At 38.2% G+C, this 24,028-nt stretch carries 23 protein-coding genes; 10 read left to right on the top strand and 13 right to left on the bottom strand.

Annotated elements, in window-relative coordinates; all coding sequences use genetic code 11:
- Positions 1 to 77: 77 nt before the first annotated feature.
- From yjjG to I6F53_RS10010, 3 genes are all read right to left on the bottom strand, one after another.
- Positions 78 to 752, bottom strand: coding sequence for a pyrimidine 5'-nucleotidase (gene yjjG / locus I6F53_RS10020; protein ID WP_197179398.1), 675 nt, complete (start codon positions 750 to 752; stop codon positions 78 to 80).
- A gap of 13 nt (positions 753 to 765) precedes the next feature.
- Positions 766 to 1,311 carry an inosine/xanthosine triphosphatase gene (yjjX, locus tag I6F53_RS10015; RefSeq protein WP_197239420.1) on the bottom strand — a complete coding sequence of 182 codons (546 nt, stop codon included), beginning with the start codon at positions 1,309 to 1,311 and terminating at the stop codon, positions 766 to 768.
- Between the two features lie 66 nt (positions 1,312 to 1,377).
- Positions 1,378 to 2,277 carry a phosphoribulokinase gene (locus tag I6F53_RS10010; protein WP_165739829.1) on the bottom strand — a complete coding sequence of 300 codons (900 nt, stop codon included), beginning with the start codon at positions 2,275 to 2,277 and terminating at the stop codon, positions 1,378 to 1,380.
- A 157-nt stretch (positions 2,278 to 2,434) separates the two neighbouring features.
- Here I6F53_RS10010 and I6F53_RS10005 point away from each other — a divergent pair, with 157 nt between their 5' ends.
- Complete coding sequence (locus I6F53_RS10005) at positions 2,435 to 3,310, top strand: hypothetical protein (RefSeq protein ID WP_197239419.1); 876 nt, start codon at positions 2,435 to 2,437, stop codon at positions 3,308 to 3,310.
- A gap of 75 nt (positions 3,311 to 3,385) precedes the next feature.
- The gene (locus I6F53_RS10000) at positions 3,386 to 3,751 is read left to right on the top strand and encodes a hypothetical protein (RefSeq protein WP_007579906.1); all 366 of its coding nucleotides are present in this window, start codon (positions 3,386 to 3,388) and stop codon (positions 3,749 to 3,751) included.
- Between the two features lie 94 nt (positions 3,752 to 3,845).
- Here the strand turns inward: I6F53_RS10000 and I6F53_RS09995 are convergent, their stop codons facing one another.
- The 6 genes from I6F53_RS09995 to I6F53_RS09970 all read right to left on the bottom strand — a co-directional run bounded on the left by I6F53_RS09995 (position 3,846) and on the right by I6F53_RS09970 (position 9,302).
- The gene (locus I6F53_RS09995) at positions 3,846 to 6,419 is read right to left on the bottom strand and encodes a M1 family metallopeptidase (RefSeq protein WP_197239418.1); all 2,574 of its coding nucleotides are present in this window, start codon (positions 6,417 to 6,419) and stop codon (positions 3,846 to 3,848) included.
- A gap of 148 nt (positions 6,420 to 6,567) precedes the next feature.
- Positions 6,568 to 7,248 (bottom strand): hypothetical protein, encoded by a 681-nt coding sequence (locus tag I6F53_RS09990; RefSeq protein WP_197239417.1) that lies wholly within the window; start codon positions 7,246 to 7,248, stop codon positions 6,568 to 6,570.
- A gap of 99 nt (positions 7,249 to 7,347) precedes the next feature.
- Entirely contained in the window at positions 7,348 to 7,698 is a 351-nt protein-coding gene (locus I6F53_RS09985; protein WP_007579911.1) for a DUF2750 domain-containing protein, read from the bottom strand.
- A gap of 17 nt (positions 7,699 to 7,715) precedes the next feature.
- On the bottom strand, positions 7,716 to 8,294 hold the full coding sequence (locus I6F53_RS09980; protein WP_007579913.1) for a glutathione S-transferase family protein: 579 nt from the start codon (positions 8,292 to 8,294) through the stop codon (positions 7,716 to 7,718).
- Positions 8,295 to 8,358: 64 nt separating this feature from the next.
- Positions 8,359 to 8,640: a peptidylprolyl isomerase gene (locus I6F53_RS09975; protein WP_002958009.1), complete on the bottom strand. Its 282-nt coding sequence runs from the start codon at positions 8,638 to 8,640 to the stop codon at positions 8,359 to 8,361.
- Positions 8,641 to 8,726: 86 nt separating this feature from the next.
- Positions 8,727 to 9,302, bottom strand: coding sequence for a glutathione peroxidase (locus I6F53_RS09970; protein WP_197239416.1), 576 nt, complete (start codon positions 9,300 to 9,302; stop codon positions 8,727 to 8,729).
- 81 nt (positions 9,303 to 9,383) lie between these two features.
- Here I6F53_RS09970 and I6F53_RS09965 point away from each other — a divergent pair, with 81 nt between their 5' ends.
- From I6F53_RS09965 to I6F53_RS09955, 3 genes are all read left to right on the top strand, one after another.
- On the top strand, positions 9,384 to 9,872 hold the full coding sequence (locus tag I6F53_RS09965; protein WP_007579917.1) for a GNAT family N-acetyltransferase: 489 nt from the start codon (positions 9,384 to 9,386) through the stop codon (positions 9,870 to 9,872).
- A 119-nt stretch (positions 9,873 to 9,991) separates the two neighbouring features.
- Positions 9,992 to 11,986 (top strand): hybrid sensor histidine kinase/response regulator, encoded by a 1,995-nt coding sequence (locus I6F53_RS09960; RefSeq protein WP_197175397.1) that lies wholly within the window; start codon positions 9,992 to 9,994, stop codon positions 11,984 to 11,986.
- Between the two features lie 55 nt (positions 11,987 to 12,041).
- Entirely contained in the window at positions 12,042 to 13,169 is a 1,128-nt protein-coding gene (locus I6F53_RS09955) for a response regulator (RefSeq protein ID WP_165727670.1), read from the top strand.
- A gap of 46 nt (positions 13,170 to 13,215) precedes the next feature.
- Here I6F53_RS09955 and queG read toward each other — a convergent pair whose 3' ends face one another.
- The 4 genes from queG to I6F53_RS09935 form a co-directional block, all read right to left on the bottom strand.
- Positions 13,216 to 14,349, bottom strand: coding sequence for a tRNA epoxyqueuosine(34) reductase QueG (queG, locus tag I6F53_RS09950; protein ID WP_121955309.1), 1,134 nt, complete (start codon positions 14,347 to 14,349; stop codon positions 13,216 to 13,218).
- 66 nt (positions 14,350 to 14,415) lie between these two features.
- A complete protein-coding gene (locus tag I6F53_RS09945; protein ID WP_197118619.1) occupies positions 14,416 to 15,636 on the bottom strand; it encodes a methyl-accepting chemotaxis protein in 1,221 nt (406 codons plus the stop codon).
- 45 nt (positions 15,637 to 15,681) lie between these two features.
- Positions 15,682 to 16,386 (bottom strand): glycerophosphodiester phosphodiesterase, encoded by a 705-nt coding sequence (locus tag I6F53_RS09940; protein ID WP_165740593.1) that lies wholly within the window; start codon positions 16,384 to 16,386, stop codon positions 15,682 to 15,684.
- Complete coding sequence (locus I6F53_RS09935; RefSeq protein WP_197239414.1) at positions 16,383 to 17,249, bottom strand: DMT family transporter; 867 nt, start codon at positions 17,247 to 17,249, stop codon at positions 16,383 to 16,385. Before I6F53_RS09935 ends, I6F53_RS09940 begins: the two co-directional genes overlap by 4 nt.
- Positions 17,250 to 17,576: 327 nt before the next feature.
- Here I6F53_RS09935 and I6F53_RS09930 point away from each other — a divergent pair, with 327 nt between their 5' ends.
- The 5 genes from I6F53_RS09930 to rlmB all read left to right on the top strand — a co-directional run bounded on the left by I6F53_RS09930 (position 17,577) and on the right by rlmB (position 23,941).
- Positions 17,577 to 18,680, top strand: a complete 1,104-nt coding sequence (locus I6F53_RS09930; RefSeq protein WP_197239413.1) for a sensor histidine kinase — start codon at positions 17,577 to 17,579, stop codon at positions 18,678 to 18,680.
- The gene (locus tag I6F53_RS09925) at positions 18,677 to 19,291 is read left to right on the top strand and encodes a response regulator transcription factor (protein WP_165742039.1); all 615 of its coding nucleotides are present in this window, start codon (positions 18,677 to 18,679) and stop codon (positions 19,289 to 19,291) included. The genes I6F53_RS09930 and I6F53_RS09925 overlap by 4 nt, the downstream gene beginning before the upstream one ends.
- 261 nt (positions 19,292 to 19,552) lie before the next feature.
- On the top strand, positions 19,553 to 20,287 hold the full coding sequence (locus I6F53_RS09920) for an enoyl-CoA hydratase/isomerase family protein (RefSeq protein ID WP_197239412.1): 735 nt from the start codon (positions 19,553 to 19,555) through the stop codon (positions 20,285 to 20,287).
- 418 nt (positions 20,288 to 20,705) lie between these two features.
- Positions 20,706 to 23,201, top strand: coding sequence for a ribonuclease R (gene rnr, locus I6F53_RS09915; protein WP_007579938.1), 2,496 nt, complete (start codon positions 20,706 to 20,708; stop codon positions 23,199 to 23,201).
- Complete coding sequence (gene rlmB, locus I6F53_RS09910) at positions 23,198 to 23,941, top strand: 23S rRNA (guanosine(2251)-2'-O)-methyltransferase RlmB (RefSeq protein WP_007378377.1); 744 nt, start codon at positions 23,198 to 23,200, stop codon at positions 23,939 to 23,941. The genes rnr and rlmB overlap by 4 nt, the downstream gene beginning before the upstream one ends.
- Positions 23,942 to 24,028: the final 87 nt, after the last annotated feature.

Below are 24,028 nucleotides of genomic sequence, written 5' to 3'. Positions count from 1 at the left end.
TGTTATTTTATCAAATTAAGGAGGTTTAAGCGCTTAAATTAAATAGAAATTTTTGATATTGGTCTGATCAATGTCAGTTATAACTCTAAAAGAGCTTGTAACTGATTTAAACTAGTTACGGTATAAGTTGGCTTTATTCCGTCGGCTAATTGCTCACCAGGATGCTGTAACCAGCAAGTATCAATACCTACATTGTTGCCGCCAAGTATGTCACTTGCAGCAGTATCACCTACCATAAGTATTTCGCTTTTATCTGGGTTACCCATTAGCTCAAATGTGTGCTCAAAAATAGCTTTATTCGGTTTTGCTATACCTACAAGTTCAGATATAACTAACCATTCAAACATATCTTTTAAGCCAGTGTGCTCAAGGCGTACGGTTTGTAATCGCGCAAATCCATTAGTAATAATACCTAACTTAGCATTTGGCTTAAGCTTATTTAAAAGCTCAATCGCACCAGGTAATGGCTCGCAAATTTGTGCCATAGCATCTAAAAATGCATCGTTTAGCTCTTTTGCTGGCACATTTAGTTTTGCAGCCCATTCATTAAAACGAGTTACTTGTAAATAATCAGCAGTTATAGAACCGTTTTGATAATCCACCCACAGTTGCTTATTGGTCTTTTGATAATGAATATAATCGTCTTGGCTAAAATTGACACCATAAGCTTTAAACATGCGAGTCATGCCCGCTAAAATATCAAACCTAAATAAGGTCTCGTCTGCATCAAACAATACATAATTGTATTTCATTAAACTTCCTAAATTAATTTGTTTGGCTGTAAAGCTCTGCGTGTAGAAAAGGCGCCATAGCTAAAGTGAGTGCTTGTGTATAGGTACTTTCGCGCGTGGCATGATTGTTGGTAAGTAGACCAATAGCGCCACCTTTTTGTTTAACGTTGGTGGTATTAAATGCTTTGTCCATTACATCGCCAAGTTCTTCACCTTTAAGTAATGCATTATAAAGTACTTGGGGTAGAGGAAGGTTGCTGCTACGCCCTACAACTTGATTTAAGGCATTATCAATAACAACATAAGCAAATGTTGCAGGCCCATAGCTAAATTGCTCTGCACCGCCCTCCATGGCTACATAATAGTCAGCCTGATGGTGAGTTTTACAGTAATTCACTCGATTTTGAGCGCCAATTCGGGTTTCGTCTTCACCAATAGGTTGATCAGGCACGCCTGAGAGAGCATTCACACCTTCACAGTCAATGATACATTCTGGAAAATACATAGTAAAAATATGTTTAGCGGCATTTATTTTTACAGGATTTTTAGAACCGACAATAATTTTTAATTGTTGTGGCATGCTGATCTCACCTTGAGCAAAATCAGCAGTGTACGTGAGTTAGCTTTAACAAAAAAGAGTCGGTAATCAAATAGGTAAATCGAGTGGTGCTAGGTTTTCCAGTGCACGCTTTTTCAAAATAATATCTTTAATTAATGGGGTAAGCACAAGCTCCATAGCCAAGCCCATTTTGCCGCCTGGTACTACAAGCGTATTAATACGAGACATAAAACTGCCTTCAATCATGCGCAAATAATAAGGAAAATCAACATCTTCAATTCCCCTAAAGCGGATAACAACAAAGCTTTCATCAAGCGATGGAATGTCTTTTGCGCTAAATGGGTTTGATGTATCAACAGTAGGCACGCGTTGAAAATTAATATGGGTACGAGAAAACTGCGGGGTAATATGATTTATATAGTCATCCATACTGCGCACAATAGAGCCCATAACCGCTTCGCGAGAATGGCCTCGTTCGGATGTATCGCGTATTAATTTTTGAATCCACTCAAGGTTAATAATTGGAACCATGCCTATTAATAAATCGACATGCTTTGCAACGTCTACATCTTGATCAACTACGCCGCCGTGTAACCCTTCATAAAACAAAATATCAGTATTACTATCAAGGTCTTGCCAAGGAGTAAATGTACCCGGTAATTGATTGTATGGAACGGCTTCATCAAAGGTGTGTAAGTATCGGCGTAACTTACCTTGGCCTGTTTCACTATAGTTTTCAAACAACGCTTCTAAAGCACCAAAGTCATTTGCTTCTCGGCCAAAGTAACTAATGTGTTTATTTTCTTGTTGTGCTTCACGTACTTTTTTATCCATTTCAGGGCGAGTGTAACGATGAAAGCTATCTCCTTCGATAAAAGCCGCTTCAATATTAAGGCTACGGAAAATATGTTTAATTGCATTGGTTGTGGTGGTTGTACCCGCACCAGACGAACCCGTAATCGCAATAATAGGATTTTTAGCTGACATGTTAATTCTCTTTTTTAGGACCAGGTTTTATAACCAGACTAAACTTAACATTATTTTAAGCCGTTTGGGTATCTTAAGAGTTGACTGACTTAGCTCAAGTGACGTCATCAGCAAATAACGTTATCATGAGGTGCTTAAAATTAAAACGAGAGAAAGCATGAAACTTATTAAACCATTACTTGGGATATTTTCTATAGCAGCGCTTAGCCCAATTATGGCGCAGGCTAGCATGCCAAAAAGCCAAGTATTGCTTGCTGATTTAAATACGCCTTATGGGGTACAAGTTAATATAGTGAGTGATAAAAACAGTTATAACAACCAACCGCACTTAACAAGTACAGGTTTATACTTTACTCATGAGGTGACTGCAGGTGAGCAAAGCCAAACCGATATTGCTTATTACGATTTAACATCAAAAAAAGTTATTAATATCAGTAACTCTCCCGTAAGCGAATATTCACCAACGGTTATGCCAAGTGGTGATGCAGTATCAGCGATTGTTGTAGAGGCAGATGGTAAGCAAAAACTGTGGCAATACCCACTCAAAAGCGAAGATGCGCCAAGTCGTATTTTTGATTGGATTGAACCTGTTGGGTACCATGCATGGGGTGTTCAAAATGATTTAGTAATGTTTATTTTAGGAAAGCCTCACACTCTTCAATATACTTCTGTTGCACAAGCTAAGGGGAAAATAGCTGCCAGTAATATTGGCCGAACGCTTATTTATAACAACTCTACAGCTGCATTTTTATTTAGTTACACTAAAAACGAGCAACATATTTTAGCGAGTTTTAATCCACAGGATAAACAAGTTGAAGACCTACTAAGGTTACCTGCTCAAGTTCAAGATTTTATTTTGAAAGATGATGCAACTATCGCTTATGCTATTAAAAACCGCGTTTATCAGCGTAAACTTGATGGAAGTAATGAAGTATCGCAATGGCTTAATTTAAGCACCTACTGCGAAACAAATATAACAAGAATGAGTTACAACAATGAAAAACTCGCTTTTGTATGTGATATAACGCAGTAAAGCAGACAAATAAATTCAGATTTTATTGTGTGTATGCGTTAATCTAATACGCAAATTAACTAATAGGGATTACACGTGGCTTATAGTGCAGACGAGCTGACAGAACAGCTCATTAAATTACAGTGTAGAAGTAATTTTAAGATTAAAAATATTGCAGAGTACATGTTAGTAAACTCTAAAGAAGCATTTTATACCCACAGCGAAAGCGGCAAGGGTAAAATAGTAATTCGCCCAGCATTTGAGGTGTTTAGCGATGACTTTAGTGATATTGATGGCGTAACGCGTGCGCAAGGCTACTTTCATAGCAGCGAGATGACACGCTTTCCTACACGTATTTTTAAAAGTGCTCAGCCTATTCACTACGGTGTGGCATTTAAAATAAACTCTGAGCAAGCAGCAAAAGACTTTATTGCTAAGCTAACGATGATTATTGGTAATTAATAAAGCAAAAATATAAACGTAAATATAAACGTAAAAAGCCGCTGAATTTATATTCAGCGGCTTTTGTGTTTTTATAGCTTAATAAACCTAAGGGTTACTTACTTTTTAAGAAGCTATTAACCGATTCTAGTTCACGTGTTTTAAGCGCGATACAATCGTTTGTGCTTTCTTCAAGCTTACTTAATGTACGAGCGTAACCGGCTACATCAGCTACTTTTTCGTTAAAAAAGGTCTTTGTTTTAGCTAAGCTTTCTGCATTACAACTCGCCGTTGTAAAGTACGGTAAGTTAGGAATAAAGAAAGGCGGTAAGCTTGCTGTTACTTTATCGTAGTTACTGTAAACCCAGTCAATAAATAACGCTTGGCGCTCATCTGTATAACTTTGACCTGACAAAATAGTACGCATGTCAGAGGCAGTTACTTCATCCGTTAAGCTATAAGTTAATACCGCTTTTTGTAATTCAGGTTTGCCAAAAAAGCCCATTGCAGCAAGCATGTTAGTGCGTACTTGTGGATCTTTCGTTGTTTTAAACGTTGTCATGAATTGATCAAGCAGCGCTTTGTCACCATGAAAAGCAGCAAGAGTTAAGTACGTACCGGCTAAGTAAGGGTCTACTTTTTGTGGATCATTTAAATAAACTTGTGTTTGTTCTTTCGCTTTGCTGATTACGTTTTGATCTTCACCATCAAAACCTAAGCGTGATACAACGGCCGCACGAAGTTGTGCAATAGCTCCGTCTTCTCCCGCTTTAGCTTCTAAACCATATTTTTTAGCTGCAGGCGTTACTGCATTACGAATAAATTCAGGCCATAGGTCTTTATTGCTATCGTCTTTAAAAGTACGTTGTTGCGATACTAAGTAACCTAGCGCTGTATTTGCTACGCGAGGGTGGCTATCGCTTACGAACACTTCAAGTGTTTGCATTAACTTAGCAGCAGATATAACACCAGCGTCAAGTAGTGCATCAGTAGCCGATAACAACGCTAAGCGTTCACGGTCACTCAGTACGCTTGGCGCCTTTTTAACAAGTGCGCTAAATTGTGCGTCATCCATTACCCAGCGGTAGTAGCCTAGTGCACCCTGATCTGGATAAATCCATTCTGGCTCAAAGTCTAAGTCTAGCGTTTGGCTTTGTTTATTAAGTAATACATTTGCTGTTTTTACTTTATCGCCAGCACCATATTTAATTGCAACCGGTACATTCCATAACTGCTCTGGCGCATCAACGCCTGCATTTACAAAGCGGCTTTGTGAAATAGTTACTTTGCTACCTTGTTGAGTTACTTTAACTAGTGGGAAAGAAGACTGTTCAATAAACGATTTTAAAACACTCGCAACATCTTTGTTTGATGCTTTGCCAAGTGCTTCCCATAAATCTGCCGCTTCAGCATTTTTATACGAAAACTCTTTTAAGTAGCTTTGAATACCTTTTTGGAAAGCGTCTTCGCCAATCCAATTTTCGACCATAGCTAGTACTGAGCTACCTTTACTGTAAGCAAGACCTAAACCGTCCATAATGTCGGCTTCGGTTTTAATTGGCTTACGAATAGGCTTGGTGCTTAAACGTGCATCAAGTGCCATTACGTTGTTTTGTGGTAAGTCTAAGTGCGATTCAAACTCAGGGTTAAGCTGCTTAGTGATTTTTGCAGCCATCCAGCTAGCAAACGCTTCGTTTAACCATAAGTCGTTCCACCATTTCATGGTTACTAAGTTACCGTACCATTGGTGAGCCAGTTCGTGGGCAATAATAGATACATTACGCTGTTTTTTACTGCGTGTAGCGGCAGCTAAATCAACTAATAAAATATCTTCTCTGTAGGTTACTAAGCCTGAATTTTCCATTGCGCCGAATGGAAACTCTGGCACTGCTACTGAGTCTAATTTTTTGTAAACGTAAGGAATACCAAAATACGCTTCAAGTGCGCCCAGTACTTTTGGAATGTTTTCTTTTGCGTATTGGGCTAAGTGAATTTTACCTTGAGGGGTAATTACACGACCAGGAATTGGCATGCCTTTAATTTCTAATTCTTCAAACGGGCCAACAGCCATCGCTACTAGGTATGAAGGGATTGGCGGTGTTTTATCAAAAAAGTGTGTGGTCATATCGCCATTAACTGTTGTTTTTAACTCTGGCGTATTTGAATATACTTTTTGTGATGTAGGCGCAGTAATCGTTAACTGAAATGGAATTTTGTAACTTGGCTCGTCAAAAACAGGAAATGCACGGCGTGCATCACTCATTTCAAATTGAGTAAATAAGTAAGGAGTGCCTTGGTCTAATGTTTTGTATAAACCAACGCTTTGACGGTTATACGGCGCTGAAAAATCAACTTTAAGTGTGTATTTACCCGGTTGAATTTGCTCATCACAACTAAATTTAACTTTGCCCGTTTTAAGCATTTCGTTGTTTAAATCACAGTTTTCTTCACCAAGCAGTTGCGCCATTTTAACAGCGTAAGCTACGCCATTTAACTCAATGTATTTTGTTGGTTTTAGTACTTCTAGGGAAATCTCTGTCATCCCTGTAAATGTATCTTGGCTAGGGTCGAGTGTTAACGACACCTTTTGTGAACTTGGTTTTGCGAGTTTTTCAATAACGAATTCGTTAGCGTTTGCAGCACCCATTGCCAAAGCAACGCTCACTGTTAAGAGGCTTTTAAGAAACATAGTGATCCCTAGATTGTTGTTGTTAGAAACGACCCTAAATAGGCTTTTTTATGCTCATATAATTAGGGGGTTAGATATCCTAACAGTTTTTTTAAATAGAGTAATTGATTATAACGGTGACTTTAAGGGGAAATAGTAACAAAGTTTGTCAGTGGCTTTCGCGTGCTATAAAGCGTTGCCAATGCAAGTGTGAGTTAATAATACGTATTTGTTGGACAACGGTATTTAATAAGTGGGTATCGTTAAATACATCGTGTGGATACTCGTTAAAACCCATCAAGTAATTAAATGCGTCTTTAGAGTTGGCTTGTATGGCGTATATACGAACTTGTTGCTCAAAGTTAAGACGAAGACTGCTTATTGCTGTTTTCATACCAAGTTGATCAACGTTTGGTATATCACATTTTTGCAGATAACCGGCTCGCTCACCTTCCCCTGAAAACCAAATACGGACTTTTTCACTGTATCTGCCAGTTTTAGCAGGTAAGTCGAACATTAATCTGTATTGGTTTTGCGATTTGATGAACGTTATATATTCATTAAATCCAGCATTTATAAGTGCTTGATGTACAGGAACTAAGCGAGGTTTTATTTTACCGTGGGTATGAAAATTAAAGCATAAGACGTTTTTTTCAAGGGACAGATCATCAAGCGTTAAATAACCAATCTCATCGCTATAAGCACCACTATAATATGCAATTAAAGGGAGCCAAAAATGCCAGTGTTTTGGTTGCTCTCGTGCAACTTTAAAATCACCGTATATATATCCATTATAAAGAGTGTGCAGTTCCATGGCTGAAAAGGGCCGGCGACCAAGATGGGTTTTCAACGTAATACCTTGAAAATAATGATGTGTTTTATTTTATACCCAACTAGCAGTAGATGCTAGTCGGGTTTTATCCGCTTTTAGAGTAAAGCGTATAAAGTATTATTCACTCAATGCGCGAGCTAAACCTGTAGGTTCAATTTCTGCACATACTTGGTCGTCATTCCAATTGATACCAACAAGTGCGTTATCTTCATTTAAGTCTTCAACCCATGCATCTAAAAATTCATCAAGGTTGATTTCTACTGGGCTGTAATCTTTCCACTCTTCTTTACACTGTGCTTTAGCTGCTGCTTCACTTTCCCAAAGCAGTAGTACGTCAGTTTCGTCAAATTGGTTAGAATCGCACACTACAAAGCCATTATCTTCTGCACCAAGTGCCCAAATTACTTCGCTAACACGTACTTTTTCTACGAAGTTAACTAGTTGTGATTCAATTTCGATATCGCTCATGTGTTTACCCTTTTAAATTAGTGACGAGGATTGGTGTCTATTGCTGCTTGGCGCTCGTCATATTGCTTATGAAAAGCAACAAGCGCTGAATGCTGACTAAAGTCAGCTAATTCGCGAAAGCAAATCCAATCAAGCAGGCAGTATAAACTGATGTTGAGGTATTCACAGCTTTTAAATTCTTCATCGCTTAAATGGGTATTTAAAAAGCTTAATGTTTGTTCAATACGTTCGTTTTGCAGATTAAAAAATAATTTATCGCTTTTGGTGTCAAATCCAGAACGTTTACATAACACCATTTCTACTAACGAATCGTTACAAGCATTTATAGTCGTAAGTAAGTGCTCTTGAGGCCACGTTAGTTTTGGCTGACCTGTTTTTTCAAGTAAATAACGCAATATAGAATTAGAGTCACTAAGAGTTAAGTCGCCATCTACCAGTATTGGGATTTTTCGAGCTGGATTTTTACTGGCCATAGTAGGGCGATCTTGCTCAGAAAATATATCGAGACTTACAAGCTCTAGTTTGCAGCTGTTTTGTTGTGCCCAAATTCTAATGCGGCGCACGTAAGGTGAAGGTACAGAACCAATTAATTGCATAATTACTCCATAAAAAAGCCGCATAAGCGGCTTTTATCAAATGTTACTTACAGTACAGTTAAATTTATTCTGAACGGCTAGTAACTTCAAGTAAATGATAACCAAATTGAGTTTGCACAGGGCCTTGTACTTGATTAATTGGCGCAGAAAACACAACTTTATCAAACTCTGGAACCATCATACCAGGGCCAAACTCACCAAGAGCACCGCCATCCTGACCTGAAGGACAATTAGAATGTGCTTTTGCTAGTTCAGCAAAGTCTTCGCCTTGCTCAATTTTTGTTTTTAAGTCTAAGCATTGTGCTTCACTGTCTACAAGTATATGTCGTGCGCTTGCTACTGTCATAAAATCTCCCGAGTATAGTGTGGTGTTTTTTTAACCGAATTGAAATATCATTCTAGTTAGTTTCAACTAATTGTACCAGTATAAACTTATTTATCAGAAAACGCAGTTTCAATTGCAGTAATCATTTGCTCTGAATTAGGTGCCACTTTGCTGTTAAACCGTAAAACTGTTTTACGATCAGCAGACACTAAGTATTTATAAAAGTTCCAATTTGGAGAGCTAGTTTGCTCATTCAAATATTTAAAAATTGGACTTGCTTCGCTACCACGAACTTTGCTGGTGGCAAACATGGGAAAAGTTACACCATAATTTACAAAGCATACTTTCGCTGTTTCTTTTTCATTGTCTTCTTCTTGAAAAAAGTCATCAGAGGGGAACCCTAATACGACTAAACCTTGCTCTTTGTATTGTTGATATAGCGCTTCAAGGCCTTTAAATTGATATGTAAAACCACAATTACTTGCCGTGTTTACTATTAACAAAGGTTTATTTTTAAATTGGCACAAGTTAATAGATTCTTTTGAGCGAAGCTTTCGTATATCTACATTGGTAAAATCTTGGCAGTCCTGTGTAGAGGTTTTATTTATGATTGATGGTGTTTGAGCTTGAAGGGGAGCATTAATAAGTAAAGCCGTTAAACCTATTATAATTATTTTAAGCATTACATTACCTAAACTTTACGATTGTTTGATTGGATAATCATACGCTAATATGGAACAAATTGATCAACCCTCTAATGACCTATGACAATCCGTTTAGCAACTATTAATGATCTTAATGAAATTGTAGCCATTTACAACGAAACTATTGCAGGGCGAATGGTAACTGCAGATACGCAAGAAGTGAGCGTTGACGAAAAGCGTGACTGGTTTAATAGCCACAACGATAAAAGGCCTATTTACGTTTACTGCGAAAATAACCAAGTACTTGCTTGGGTAAGTTATAAATCGTTTTATGGGCGCCCAGCTTACGACGGCACAGTAGAAATGAGCATTTACATTACCAGTAAAGCGCAAGGTAAAGGGCTTGGTAAAAAGCTAATGATATTTGCTCAAACACAAGCTAAGCAATTAAATATTAAAGTATTACTCGGCTTTATTTTTAGTCATAACTTACCGAGTGTTAAATTGTTTAAGCATTTTGATTTTGCAATATGGGGTGAGTTGCCAAGCGTTGCCATAATGGATGATAAGGCGTATAGCCTTACTATTTTTGGAAAACATCTGGAATAAATTATTTTTCATAATGTTGTAATATTTTTTTACAAAATAAGACGAAGGGTTTATGCCAATTAAATAAAAATAGTCTACGCTATTAACATATTAAGTTTATTAATTTGAAGTGTAGCTTGATGATTCGAAAAATATTAATTGTTGATAGTAGCAGTGTCATCGCAATGCGTGTGAAAGTGCTTTTAGAATTAATAGGATGTGAAGTCGAATTAATTCATTTCAGCATGCTAGACATGTATACCAATATAGGCGACTACGACTTAGTTGTTGTTGCCCATGGTGTGCCTGTTGATTCTATAAAACCGCTTGTTAGCCAAGTAGCGCAAGAGCGTTTTATGCTGCTTGCTCCAAAAGCACAAAGTGGTGAGCAACTAACTGCGTTTAGTGAGCTAAATCATGTTGCGCCTGACGCAACCGTGATCTACCCATTTTTTTCTAATAAAGAAATTACTTCTCTTTTAGAGAGCCTACTAGAATTAGGCTCTAATCATATTTTGCAATTACCCGCTATTTTACTCGTCGATCATGTTCCTGAGCGCCTCGAAAAAATGAAAAGCAGCTTGATTGGTGCTCATATCGAGACCCATACAGCAACCACCTCTGCAGAAGCTTTAGAAATTACGAAAGAAAAGAAAATCGATATACTGATAAGTGATTTTGTTTTAGATGACGGAACCGGTTTAGAAATTTTTTCAAACTTAAAAATAATGCAACCACATTGCCGTTGCTTATTATTTACCTCACGTCCCGATCAAGTTTCAATGATTGAAGCTATTCGTCAAGGTGTAGAAGACGTACTTATTAAGCCATTGAACGACAGCTCATTATTACAATCAATACATAAACTGTGGCAAACAGAGTTATTAAAACGCCATAACGCAGAACTTGTCGAAAGGCTACAAGATACGGTTGATGCCCTGATTGAAAAAGACAGCCTACTTCAGGTTATTTATAAGCATACGCCTGATGCAATTATGTTGTTTGAGAAATGCGGTAGAGTGATAGAAGCTAATGATGCTTGTTTAAAACTATTTAACTTACCGTTTAACGAACTAGAAGGTAAATCAGTATTTAGCTTTTTAGATGATGATTCAACGTTAGGTATTAAAAATAAAATTTCGACATTAAATAGTAATCGCCAATTTAGCTGCGACTTACGTTTATCTAAAACTGCAGGGGGCTATATACCGTTAGTGGGATCTTTTAATGAGATAGATCACCATGGTGAAATAGCACTTGCCGTAATATTTAAAAATGTAACCCACCTTAAGCAAAAAGAAGATTTACTACTTGAAGCAAAAGATATCCTTGAAGAGCAAGTAAGAGCGCGTACTTCACAGCTTGAACATGCAAAAAATATTGCTGAAGCTGCAAACTTAAGTAAATCAGAGTTTTTAGCAAACATGTCGCATGAACTTCGCACACCAATGCACTCTATTTTAAGCTTTTCGCGTTTTGGTTTAAGCAAATTAGAAACTGGAGATTTTGCAAAAGAGAAACTAATTAAATACCTATCGCGAATAGAGAGTAGTGGTGAGCGTTTACTGTCGTTACTAAATAATTTACTCGACCTATCTAAGCTTGATGTGGGTAAGTTTCCATTTAATCCTCGTCCATATAATTTAGCGAACATTATAAAAACAAGTATTGATGATGTATCTGGTACGGCAATGGAAAAAGAAATTGAGGTTGTATTCACCGCGCAGCCGCTACCTGTAATTTCGCAGTGTGATGAAGAGCAAATAAACCAGTTACTTCGAAACGTATTAGGTAATGCACTCAAATTTAGTGAACCAAAAAGTAAAATACAGATAAATTTAGAGTCAGATAGTCGATTTGCTACCATAGAGGTTACCGATAATGGGGTCGGTATACCAGAAGATGAGCTGGAACATATTTTTACTAAGTTTGTACAAAGCAGCAAAACAAATAGCGGTGCCGGTGGTACCGGATTGGGCCTTGCATTGTGTAGAGAGTTTGTGTCTTTACATCAAGGTGAGATCACTGCACGTAACAACGAAAATGGTGGTGCAACTATATCTATACAGGTGCCATTAGAAATAAATCTAGATGATCATTTGGCTGAAGATCAATTAATACAACACAGTAATTAATTGCTAGTTAGCATACCAAGTAACTTTTTTTGAGAATTTGAATGGATGATAAATTATGGCCTTAACTAAAATACTTGCCGTTGATGATGAACCCTTTAACCTTGAAATTATTGAGGAGATTTTAGAGGATCTTGATTTTGAATTACAAGTAGCAACAAGTGGTCCTGAGTGTTTAAACATGGTTGAAGGCTATATGCCTCAGGTTATATTGCTCGACGTAAGTATGCCGCAAATGAACGGCTATGAAGTATGTAAGGCACTTAAAGCAAACCCAAATACAGCACACATTATTGTTATGTTTGTGTCTGCTCGTGGCACAGTTGAAGAGCGTATGGAAGGCTACTCGGTTGGTGCAGAAGACTATATTGTAAAACCCTTTGGCCATGATGAACTTAAGTCAAAGCTTAAAAATTTAAACCAAGTACTCGTTGAAAAACAAAGCCTTGAAAAGCAAGTTGAAGATGCTACATCAACTGCATTTAATGCCATGGCTAACAGCAGTGAAATGGGGCAGATAGTTAACTACGTTGAAAACATAGGCTTTATTAACGACCCTCAAGAGCTAGGTAAAGCGCTTATAGATTGCCTACAATCTTTTGATTTGCAAAGTAATGTTGAGTTTAGAGAGAACGATGAAATTAGTCACTTTGCATTAAGCGGCGTGTGTTCACCTATTGTGGTGGAGCTATTTGAAATGCTTAAAAACAAAGGGCGTTTACATGAATTTTCGCATCGAATTTTAGTTAACTATGAATTGATTAGCTTACTTATTTTAAATATGCCTGATCACGATCCAGATAAACACGGGCGTATACGCGACCACGTATGTTTTATTGTCAGTGTTACCGAGCAGCAACTACGCGCCATCATGACTAAGAAAATGCTTGAATCACAACAAGCAAAACTTAATGCCGTAGCAAGTACAGTTCACAGTAAGTTTCATGGCTTAATTAGCTTATTGAATGACAACCGTCAAAACAACGAAAAAGTGTTTAAACAGTTACAAGAAGAGCTCGAAGAACGTATCCCATCAATGGGATTAGATGAAGATCAGGAGGTGTTTATTTATAAAAAAGTAGATGAAACTATCCAAAACTCAGTGGCCAGAGAGGAGTCTGTTAAACAGGTAAAAGCAGCTTTTGCTGAAATTGAGCAAGACCTGTCATTGCTTTTAAAGAGCTAAATATATTTAATTAAATAATGTTACTTTAAGGCTTACTCCAACTGCATTATGCATCTCTGGGTAAGCCTTTTTCTACGATTCTGATTAACCTAGCCGTTTTACGAATTTGTAATCGTTGTTTATCGTTTTGTTGAGCAAGCGCCCATTCAATATGTTCTAAAACAAGCTCGCTGGATATTTGGCTTTTATCTTGTAAAGCATGAATAATAGCCGGGCTAAACTCTGCATTACCTAAACCGACCGCTATATTACGTAACCAACGTTCGTGACCTATGCGGCGAATAGGGCTGCCTTCGGTATTTTTTAAAAATGTAGGCTCATCCCAAGCAAATAGCTCAAGTAAATCTTTATTTTTTAATTGAGTACGAGGATGAAAATCATTTTCATCCGTTATTTGTCCATAACGATTCCAAGGGCATACCAACTGGCAATCATCACAACCATAGATACGGTTGCCTAATAAAGTTCGGTATTGTTCGGGTATGGGGCCTTGGTGTTCTATCGTTAAGTACGATATGCATTTACGTGCATCAACAACGTAAGGCTCTACAATTGCACCTGTTGGGCAAAGAGTAATACAAGCAACACATTTTCCGCAGCCTTCAAACGTGTTCTCTGCATCTATTGGTAGAGGTAAATCAATAAATAGTTCGCCTAAAAAAAACCACGATCCTGCTTCTTGATTAATTAATAACGAATGCTTACCACGCCACCCTAAACCGGCTTTTTCGGCAAGTTGACGCTCAAGTACCGGGGCTGAATCTACAAATGGCCTAAAGCCATATTCGCCAATTTCTTGCTCTATTTTTTGGCCAAGTTTTTTTAAACGATTACGCATTAATTTATGGTAATCACGACCCAGTGCATAACGACTTATGTATGCTTTTTCTTTATTTTTTAAGGTTTTTGCAAAGCCAGCATCGGGAGGGAGATAATTCATTTTTACCGATATAACACGCTGTGTACCTGGTACTAATTCAGCAGGGCGAGCGCGTTTCATGCCGTGAGCAGCCATATAATCCATCGAGCCGTGGTAGCCAGCATCAAGCCAGCGTTGCAATTGGGCTTCGTGCTTAGATAGGTCAATATCAGTAATACCTACTTCGCTAAAACCAAGCTCTTGCCCCCAGGTTTTTATTTGTAGGGCTAATTTTTCATAGTCTGGGGTAGGGTTGCTCACACACTTCACACACTTAAATTAATAGCTGCGTAATTTACCATATTTCTCTGAGCCCGAAAACGCTTCTTAGCGCACGAAGCGCTTTAACTGTTGTTGGGTCTGTAAGCTTAATTGTTGAGATTGCTCGCTATCGGCTAATGCCGTATCTATTTGCTGTTTAGCTTGCTCACCTAAAGCTACTATTTGCTCTACCGATTGGTGAGTATTAGTTTGAGTGCCCTCAAGCATATGTACAGCACTGGCTATTTGTTGTAGTTGCTGTTGGTTGTGCTCAAACTCACTAAGCATTTTTGTAAAACCCTCGGAGGTTGCACTAATTGAGCTTTGTGCATTATTGGAGTGAGTCATTAATTGCTCTGACTCTTTATTTGTTTCATTTACTAGCTCATTCATTTGAGTAATAAAGTCGCTTATTTGCCTAGTTGCGCCACTTACCTTTATTGAAAGTGTGCGTACTTCGTCTGCAACTACGGCAAATCCTCTGCCAGCTTCACCCGCTCTAGCTGCTTCTATTGCGGCGTTAAGGGCTAACAAATTGGTTTGATCAGAAAACTCTTCAACCATTTTTAAAATACTGCGAATGTTTTCACTGTTCTCTTTCAGTCCCGCAATTGTATTTGAAAAGCTACCTAGCATATTAGTAATAAGTTTAACCTGCTTTACTAAAGCTGCGAGCTCTGATGCAGATAGTTTTACAAAGTTAAGGTGTTCATTATTAACGTTATGCACGCTATCTGTATTATTTACTATGTTTTGTAAGCTTTGGGTTATTTGCATACTGGCATTAATAATACTGTGGCTTAACTGTATTTGTTGCTCACTTGATTGCTCAGTATTTTTCATCGATTCAGTGACTTGTATATTACTGTGTGCACTAGCTTGAGCACTGTTATATGTTGTGCTGAGTAACTCACTTAAATGGGCAGTAAATATATTATATTGTGAACTTAAATCTTTAAATTCGTCATACGAAAAGTGGGGAAGTTTTGCTGCTAAATTTGCATCTTGTTGGTTTATTTTTATCAAAGTATCGCGCATAGCAGTAACAGGGCGAACAATTAAAAAACGCATATAAAAAAGAGTAAAAATAAAACCAGATATAATAACAAGCGTAAGCAGCCAAAATAGCCCTGTACTTTGCTGTTGTTCGCTTAAACTCTGATGCAGCCAAAATAACGTAATTGCTTGGAACAATAATACAAAACTTAAATTACCGATTATTTTACGCGTTAACGTAAAAAAGAATGTTTGCTCTATATAGTTATAAATTTTCATAAAACTACTCATTATGCTTAAGCCCTACGATTCTTATTTTAGTTAGGGAGGTGTAAGTTAGCTTTTTTGTAACGATAACAAGTAAGCTTTGGTTCGCGCTGGGTAATTTGTAAAAATTCCGTCTATGCCATACTCAAGCATTAGCGCTATATCTTGTTCTCTATCGACCGTATAAGCATAAATCTTTAAGCCTCTTTTTTTTGCATCATCGGCAAAAGCCTTATTTATAAAGGTTTTATCTGCATGTACGCTATAAGCGTTTAAATCACTTGCAAACTTTGCATAGTTAATTGGAATAGAAGAAGTAAGGGCGCCTATTTTAAGCCATGGTAGCTTGCTTTTAAGCCACTGTAGTTGATGATGATCAAACGATGATACTAAAATATTCGCTTTCGATATTTTGTTAGCTTCAATATTTTCTTCAAGTTGAGCCACAAACCTTTCTAGTTCAAATGTATGTTTAAGCTCAATATTTAATAAAGATTTATTGTTATTCCAATCAAACAACTGTTGAAGAGTGGGAATTTTTTCACCATTTCCAGCATCAAGTTTAGATAGTTCATGTGCCGTAAAGTTACTCACTCTACCTTTACCGCTGGTGGTTCTATCGAGCCATGAGTCGTGTATTAACATGTAATCATCGATGGAACTTTGAATATCTACTTCAATACCATCAACACCTACTTTTAACGCTTCTAAAATAGCGCTTTTGGTGTTTTCAGGAAAATCCCCACTGGCACCACGGTGTGCAAATACTTTCATTGTCGAGCCCTTTTAGTGATTGACCACGTTTCAAAACAAGCGGCACTAACAATAAGTGCTCCACCAACTAACGTCATAACAGTAGGACGTTCATGAATAATTACTATAGCCAGTATGGTGCCATAAAGTGGTTGTAAGCAAGAAATTAACCCCGCAGTTGCCGCTGATAAATGCTTTAAACTTGCTGCAAATAACGAGTGCGGTGTAGCTGTAAAAATAACACCCGCTATGGCAATTAAAATTAGGTCGTGATGACTAACCTCATATACCGGCACTTCTATAAATGCGCACAGCATAATGCTTGCCACTAAGGTTTGATAAAACATCGTTTGCGGGCCACCATATTGGCTAAAGTAGCGCTTATGGGTAATGTTTCTGATTGAAAAAAACAATGCCGATATCACACCTGTTATTACACCTAAGGTTACATCGTCGCCCAAGTTTGCACTTGGTACTAACAGGTAAATCCCTAAAACAACCACCGCCGCACTTATTATATCTTTTGCTTTTGGCCTGCTTTTATTAAATAAGGGCTCTAAAAATACCGTCATTACGGGGTAGCTAAAAAATGCCAACATCCCAATTGTTATACCGGCCATTTGCATACCAGCAAAATAGGTTACCCAGTGAATACCCACCGCAACACCTAAAAATAATGAAATAAGGTAGTCTTTAGGCTTGTTTAGTTTAATTTGTTTTTTTTGAAAATACAGCATGGCTAAAATAGCCATTCCTGCAATTGCAGTTCTGTAAACGGTAATATCTAAAGCATTTAAACCAATAAGCTTGGCAAATAAAGCGGTTCCGCCAAAAAGTAATACCGCTATGTGCAAATAAATTAAACTTTGCTGCTGAGATTGCATTTAGTTTCCTTGTTGTACTTTTTGAACATATTAACATTGCTTAAAAATTCTTAAGATGAATTTTTTTATCGCATGACAAATGTCATAAAAGTTGATGACACTTCACACTCTTATTATTTTTGTACGCTGGCATAGTTACCTTACTCAACAGGGGATAATTATGAATTCTTTAATTTTAATCAGCTTAACTATTAATGAAGTGCTAGAGGCATTAAGTTTTACGATTACGTACGCAGATTGCTTTATGCTGGCATGCATTTTTATGTTATTTATATTTATTAATAAAAATAGTCCTATAAGTAAAAATAATATGCCAGAGGTATTTGTATGAGCTCGCTTAACTCCTTTTCTCAACAAAGTGATAAAGGTTTTTGGAAATATGGGCATTTAATTTTTACAGGCTTTTATTTACTCCCATTAATAATTAATTTTGCGAGCTTTACTGCTAACCAAATAACGATGTCTTTAGCCTTTTATGTTGCTTTTATTCTTTTATATGTAAAAGCAATAAACTGCAAAAGTGCAGGGGTGACCAAGTTGTTTGTAGCCATGCTATTAATTTGTTTTTGCGCTACTTTTTACACCACAGGTACTCCTACTTTATTTGGCTTTGCAGCCTACGTAGCAGGCTATGCATACAACTACCATCAAAGAATTTATGCTGCACTCGCGATTATATCTACGGTTTTATTAAGCGCATATATTGGTGATATAGGGAAGGTTCAATACTTTTTAGCCGTTGCTTTGATTTTATGTGCAGCCTTATTTAGTTACGGTATTGCAGCTAAAAGAGAGAGCCTGTACAAAAAACGTGAGCAAGAAAGCGCTAACCAATTAGAGCAATTAGCAGCAATTGCTGAGCGTGAACGGATAGCCCGCGACTTGCACGATATTTTAGGTCACTCACTGTCATCTATTGCTTTAAAAGCTGAGCTTGCAAATAAATTAAACCAAGGTGAGCGTTACGCTCAAGCAAATAGCGAAATTGCACAAGTGGCCGATCTGGCAAGGCAGTTACTCAGTGATGTAAGAAGCGCCGTTAGTGATTTAAAACAGCTTAACCTTGTTAGCCAAGTAGCACAGTTAAAACAAAGATTAATAGAACAAGACTTTAACGTTTCATTTAATGTAGTTTTAAATACTCTACCCGCTAAAGTAGAGGGCATCGCAGGCCTTATAATTAAAGAAGCCGTTACCAATTTGCTACGTCATAGCAGCACAAAAAATTGCGAAATAAATATAGAACAAACAGCGCAGCAGCTACTCATTACCGTTATTGATCGTGCACCGTGCTCTACATTAAATTCGGGCAATGGCCTAAATGGCATTACAGAGCGAGCAGAGCAATTAAAGGGCAGTGCTAAATTTACCTGTGGTGATACTTTTACGCTAAATGTGATATTGCCAATCACAGCTAAGGATTTACAATGATTAAAGTTTATTTAGTGGAAGATCAAGCGCTTGTTCGTGATGCAATCGCAGCACTATTAAGTCTCGATTTTAATATAGAGATAATTGGGCAAGCAAGTAACGGGCAAGATGCACTTAATGCAATTGAGGCGCTTGATAGTGATTTACTGCCAGATATAATTTTAACCGATATAGAAATGCCAACCATGAATGGTATAGAGCTCAGCGAAAAAATAGCTGCTAAGTTTCCCGCTATAAAAATGGTTATTATGACCACGTTTTCTCGCGCTGGTTACATAAGACGCTCATTAAGTTCGGGTGTTAAAGGGTTTATACTAAAAGAAGCACCCAGTGAAGATCTAATAAATGCCCTTAAAAAAGTAATGCAGGGGCAAAAGGTAATTGATCCAGAGCTTGCTATTAATGCATTAGACGACGCAGATCCACTTACCGATAAAGAACGCAAAGCACTTAAACTTGCAAGCGATGGCCTTAAAACAAGCGAAATAGCCAAGCAGTTATTTATAAGCGAAGGCACCACACGTAATTATCTATCAGACGCCATTGCAAAATTAAACGCCACTAACCGCATAGATGCTGCGCGTATAGCTAAACAAAAAGGATGGCTTTAAATAGTGGGTTTATAAATTATAAGCAAAGTATTACTATGTTATACCAATCTGCTTATATATGGGGTCTATTTAACGTTAAGAAAATTACGCTAGAACTAGGCAAAAATTTTTGTATCTAGTGTTCTAAATAAAAAATTTTTAACGACGTTATAGTGAAATTTAATTCGTTAAATTGATCAAAGATTTATGCAGGTTGGTATTACTTATAATAGTAACGAACAGCGCTTAAAGTTAGCTTAAAAAGCGCTAAAAGAGGGTTTGATGGCAAATCTAATAGAACTAACAACTAAAAATAGTACTGTAATACTCACTATGAATACCGCTGAAAATCGTCACAACCCAGCATTTTTGGCTGAGTTTAATTTACACCTTGACCATATTGAAGCAGATCAAAATATTAAGTCAGTTATTTTAACGTCTGCGAGTGATAAAAATTGGTCATTGGGCATCGACCTTCAGTGGATGTCTAATCCAAGTATTTTACCTGCTGCAATTTCTGACTTTATGATTCAAATAAGTGACTTGTTTAAGCGCATAGTTACGTTTCCTATGCCTATAATTGCTGCGTTAAACGGGCATACCTATGGCAATGGTTCTGTGCTTGCATGTGCGTGCGATTTTAGATTTATGAAGTCAGACAAAGGCTTCTTTTGTTTTCCTGAAGTTGATGTAATGGTGCCTTTTGTACCGTCGATGTTTCCTATAATTAATAAAGCAATTTCGCAAACATTCTTTAATCGTTTAGCTATGTCAGGAGAGCGTGTTGGTGCACAGCAGTTGTTAGACAATAAAGTGGTTGAAGCTGTGTTTGCAAATAACGACGAACTACAAGCAGGTGTACTTGAGTTTGCCCAGCAGTTTAATAAAAATCGTTGGATTTACGCTCAAAACAAAACACAAATGAACAAAGAAATTTTGCTTACAATGAAAGATGAAGATCCAAGCTTTATTGATAATATAAGTAAATTGCTCTGGAAAAACCTACAAAAAAAATAAATAACCTGAACTCAGGTTAAGAGATTTACTAACGTATTGAATCATGTTGATATTTAAATTTATTTTCTCCAGCCAGAGATTTTCGGTGAAAACAAGGCGAATTTACGCGTCAATAGCTGGCCTATTGCAAGTATATTCAACGCTGTTAGCGCTGAAAATAGCTGCTCGAGATAGATTTATTATCCAGAGCTCAGGTTATAAATAAGTATTTAGCGCGAAAGGGCTTTCGGATTGCTACGATATGACTTAACACTTTGCAGTTAAGGGGTCGTTAAGCCCCATTGCGCTAGATTTTTAAACTATACACCAAGATAAACAGCAAGGTAAAAGTGCTTTCTTAAAAGTTTAATCGCTTTTACCTGTCTCATTATAACTATATGGGTTAAAATACCTACATAACCAACTAACAAGATAGTGAATGTCAAACCAAGATCCAAATCTCAGTCGAGAACAAGAAAAGTACGAAAACCCAGTCCCTAGTCGTGAGTTTATACTTACTCACCTTCAAGAGCGTTCAAAACCTGCTAACTATGCGCAATTATGTGAAGAACTAGCAGTAAACGATGACGAACGCCAAATAGCATTTAAACGCCGCCTTCGCGCTATGGAGCGTGACGGACAGCTGTATTTTAATAAATTTAAATGCTATGCCCTAATTGACGAAGCCGGTTTAACCAAAGGCAAAGTAATAGGCCACAGAGACGGTTTTGGCTTTTTAGAAGTTGAAGGCGAGAGTAAAGATTGGTTTATTGCTAAGCACCAAATGAATATGGTGTTACATGGCGACATTGTACTAGCTAAAGGCACTAAACGTGGCTCTGGCTCAAAATGCGATGCACGTATTATAAAAGTGCTTACTAACGAGCGCGCGCCAATTGTTGGCCGTTACTTTGTAGAGCATGGTGTTGCCGTTGTGGTAGCCGAAGACCCGCGCATAACGCAAGATATAATGATTTTACCAGGCAACGAAAACGGTGCCCGCCATAACCAAATGGTGCAGGTTAAAATCACTCAAAATCCGAGTCGCAACATGAACGCGGTAGGTAAAATTATTGATGTACTTGGTGAGCATTTAGCCCCAGGTATGGAAATTGAAGTCGCACTGCGCAATCACGATATTCCACATGTATGGCCTGAAGAAGTTGAAGCACAGGTTGCTCACCTAGGTGAGTTTGTTGAAGACGCTGACAAAAAAGGCCGCGTAGATTTACGTGACTTACCACTTGTAACTATTGATGGCGAAGACGCTCGCGACTTTGATGACGCCGTGTACTGTGAACCTAAAAAATCGGGTGGCTGGCGCTTATGGGTTGCTATTGCCGATGTATCGCATTACGTAGGAATGAACACGCCGCTTAACAAAGAAGCAATTTTGCGTGGTAACTCAGTGTATTTCCCTGAGCAAGTAATTCCGATGCTACCAAAAGTGCTTTCTAACGGATTATGTTCGCTTAATCCAAAAGTAGATCGCTTATGTATGGTTGCCGAAATGACCGTATCGAGCGCGGGTAAACTTTCGGGCTATAAGTTTTACGAAGCGATAATGAACTCGCATGCACGTTTAACTTACACCAAAGTAAATGCCATTTTACAAAACGACGAAAAACTACGCGAAGAATACTCAGCCGTAGTGCCACATTTAACTGACTTACAGCAAATGTATATGGCACTTAAAGCAGCACGCCAAGACCGTGGTGCCATTGAGTTTGAAACCCTAGAAACACGTTTTGTATTTAACGCTCAGCGTAAAATAGAATCAATAGTGCCTGTTATTCGTAACGATGCGCACAAACTGATTGAAGAATGTATGATTTTAGCCAACGTATCGGCGGCTAAAATTCTTGAAAAGCACGAAGCAAGCGCGCTTTATCGCGTGCATGACGAACCAGACAGCGAAAAACTAGGTAACTTTACTAAGTTTTTAGGCGAGTTAGGTATCGAAAGCACATTAAGCGACGAGCCAACACCAAAAGAAATAACCCAAGTATTAGCGCGACTAGGTGACCGCCCAGAAGCTGAACTTATTCAAACTATGCTACTGCGTTCAATGAAACAAGCTGTATATCAGCCAGATAACATTGGTCACTTTGGTTTAGCGTTATCGGCTTATGCGCACTTTACATCGCCAATACGTCGTTACCCAGATTTAGTAGTACATCGTGCTATTAAAGCAGTAATAAAAGCACAAGGTCAGCAAACGTCTGGCGAATACGCTTATACCGACGACGAAGTTGATCAACTTGGTGAGCAGTGTTCTACCACAGAGCGCCGCGCCGATGATGCAACTCGCGAAGTTGCCGATTGGCTTAAATGTGAGTTTATGCAAGATCACGTAGGTGACGAGTTTGACGGTGTTATTTCATCGGTCACTAACTTTGGTTTGTTTATTCGTTTAGACGATTTACAAATTGATGGGCTTATTCATGTTACTAATTTAGGCGACGAGTTTTTTGCGCATGATGCTGCAAAACACACCCTAATAGGTGAGCACTCTCACAAAGTTTATCGCCTTGGCGATAAAGTAACAGTAAAAGTTGCGTCGGTTAGTTTAGACGACCGTCGTATCAACTTAACGCTTAAAGGCGATGTTGCACAAGACAGATACTCACGTCGTCGTGCGCCAAAAAAAGGTTCAGGTAAATCTGAGCATGCGCCAGCAAGTGTGCGTTCGCAATTAAAAGCAGGCAAAGTACCGGGTAAAAAGTCGCACAGCGATGACAAACCAAAAGGTAAAAAAAAGCCAGCAAATAAAGATAAAGGCAAGCCTGCAAATAAGTCTGCAACTAAACCCGCAGATAAAAAAGCAGCAGACACTGCCGTAAAGAAAAAGCCTAAGAAGAAGGCAGTTAAAAAGCCTAAAAGAGCTGGCAAAAATGCCCGTAAAAGTACTAGCCCAGGAGCAGATAATACGTGAGTAATGAATTAATTTTTGGCTTTCACTCTGTTGAAGCAATTTTAGAAAGCGAGCCAGAGCGCTTTGTAGAAATTTACGCCCTTAAAGGTCGTGACGACAAACGCTCAACTCCGATTATTGATGAAGCACGTAAGTTTGGTATTTCAGTACAGTTTATGCAGCGTAAAGCCCTTGATAGCAAATCAAAGGGTGAGCAGCATCAAGGTATTATTGCCAACGTAAAAGCAGCGCCAACGTTTAACGAAAAAGATCTTGATGCGATCATCGCTCGTGAAGACACACCGTTTTTACTTGTGCTTGATGGTATTACCGATCCGCATAACTTAGGCGCATGCCTACGTAGTGCAGACGCTGCTGGTGTTCACGCTATAATTGTACCTAAAGATCGCTCTGCCAAGCTTAACGGCACAGCACGTAAAGTTGCTTGTGGTGCAGCCGAAACAGTACCGCTTATTCAAGTGACTAACCTTGCACGTACGCTTCGCGAAATTAAAGATGCAGGCGTATGGGTTGTAGGCACCGCTGGTGAAACTGATAACCACGTATTTGATGCAAGCTTAACGGGCCCAATGGCGATTGTTATGGGCGCAGAAGGCGAGGGCATGCGACGCTTAACGCGTGAGCATTGCGATATGCTTGTTAAAATCCCAATGGCGGGTACTGTTTCAAGCTTAAACGTATCGGTAGCCACGGGTATTTGTTTGTTTGAAGTATTACGCCAACGTAACGCAAATAACTAATACCTAATTAATAATACCTAATTTAAATTAAGTATTAAAAAAGCCGAGATTGAAATTCAATCTCGGCTTTTTTGTATCTGTAACTTA

Source organism: Pseudoalteromonas sp. SWN29 (assembly GCF_015864465.1).
In the GTDB taxonomy this organism is placed as follows: Bacteria; Pseudomonadota; Gammaproteobacteria; order Enterobacterales; family Alteromonadaceae; genus Pseudoalteromonas.
Note: the sequence above shows the minus strand (reverse complement) of the source record. Positions and strands in the feature narration are given on the sequence as shown.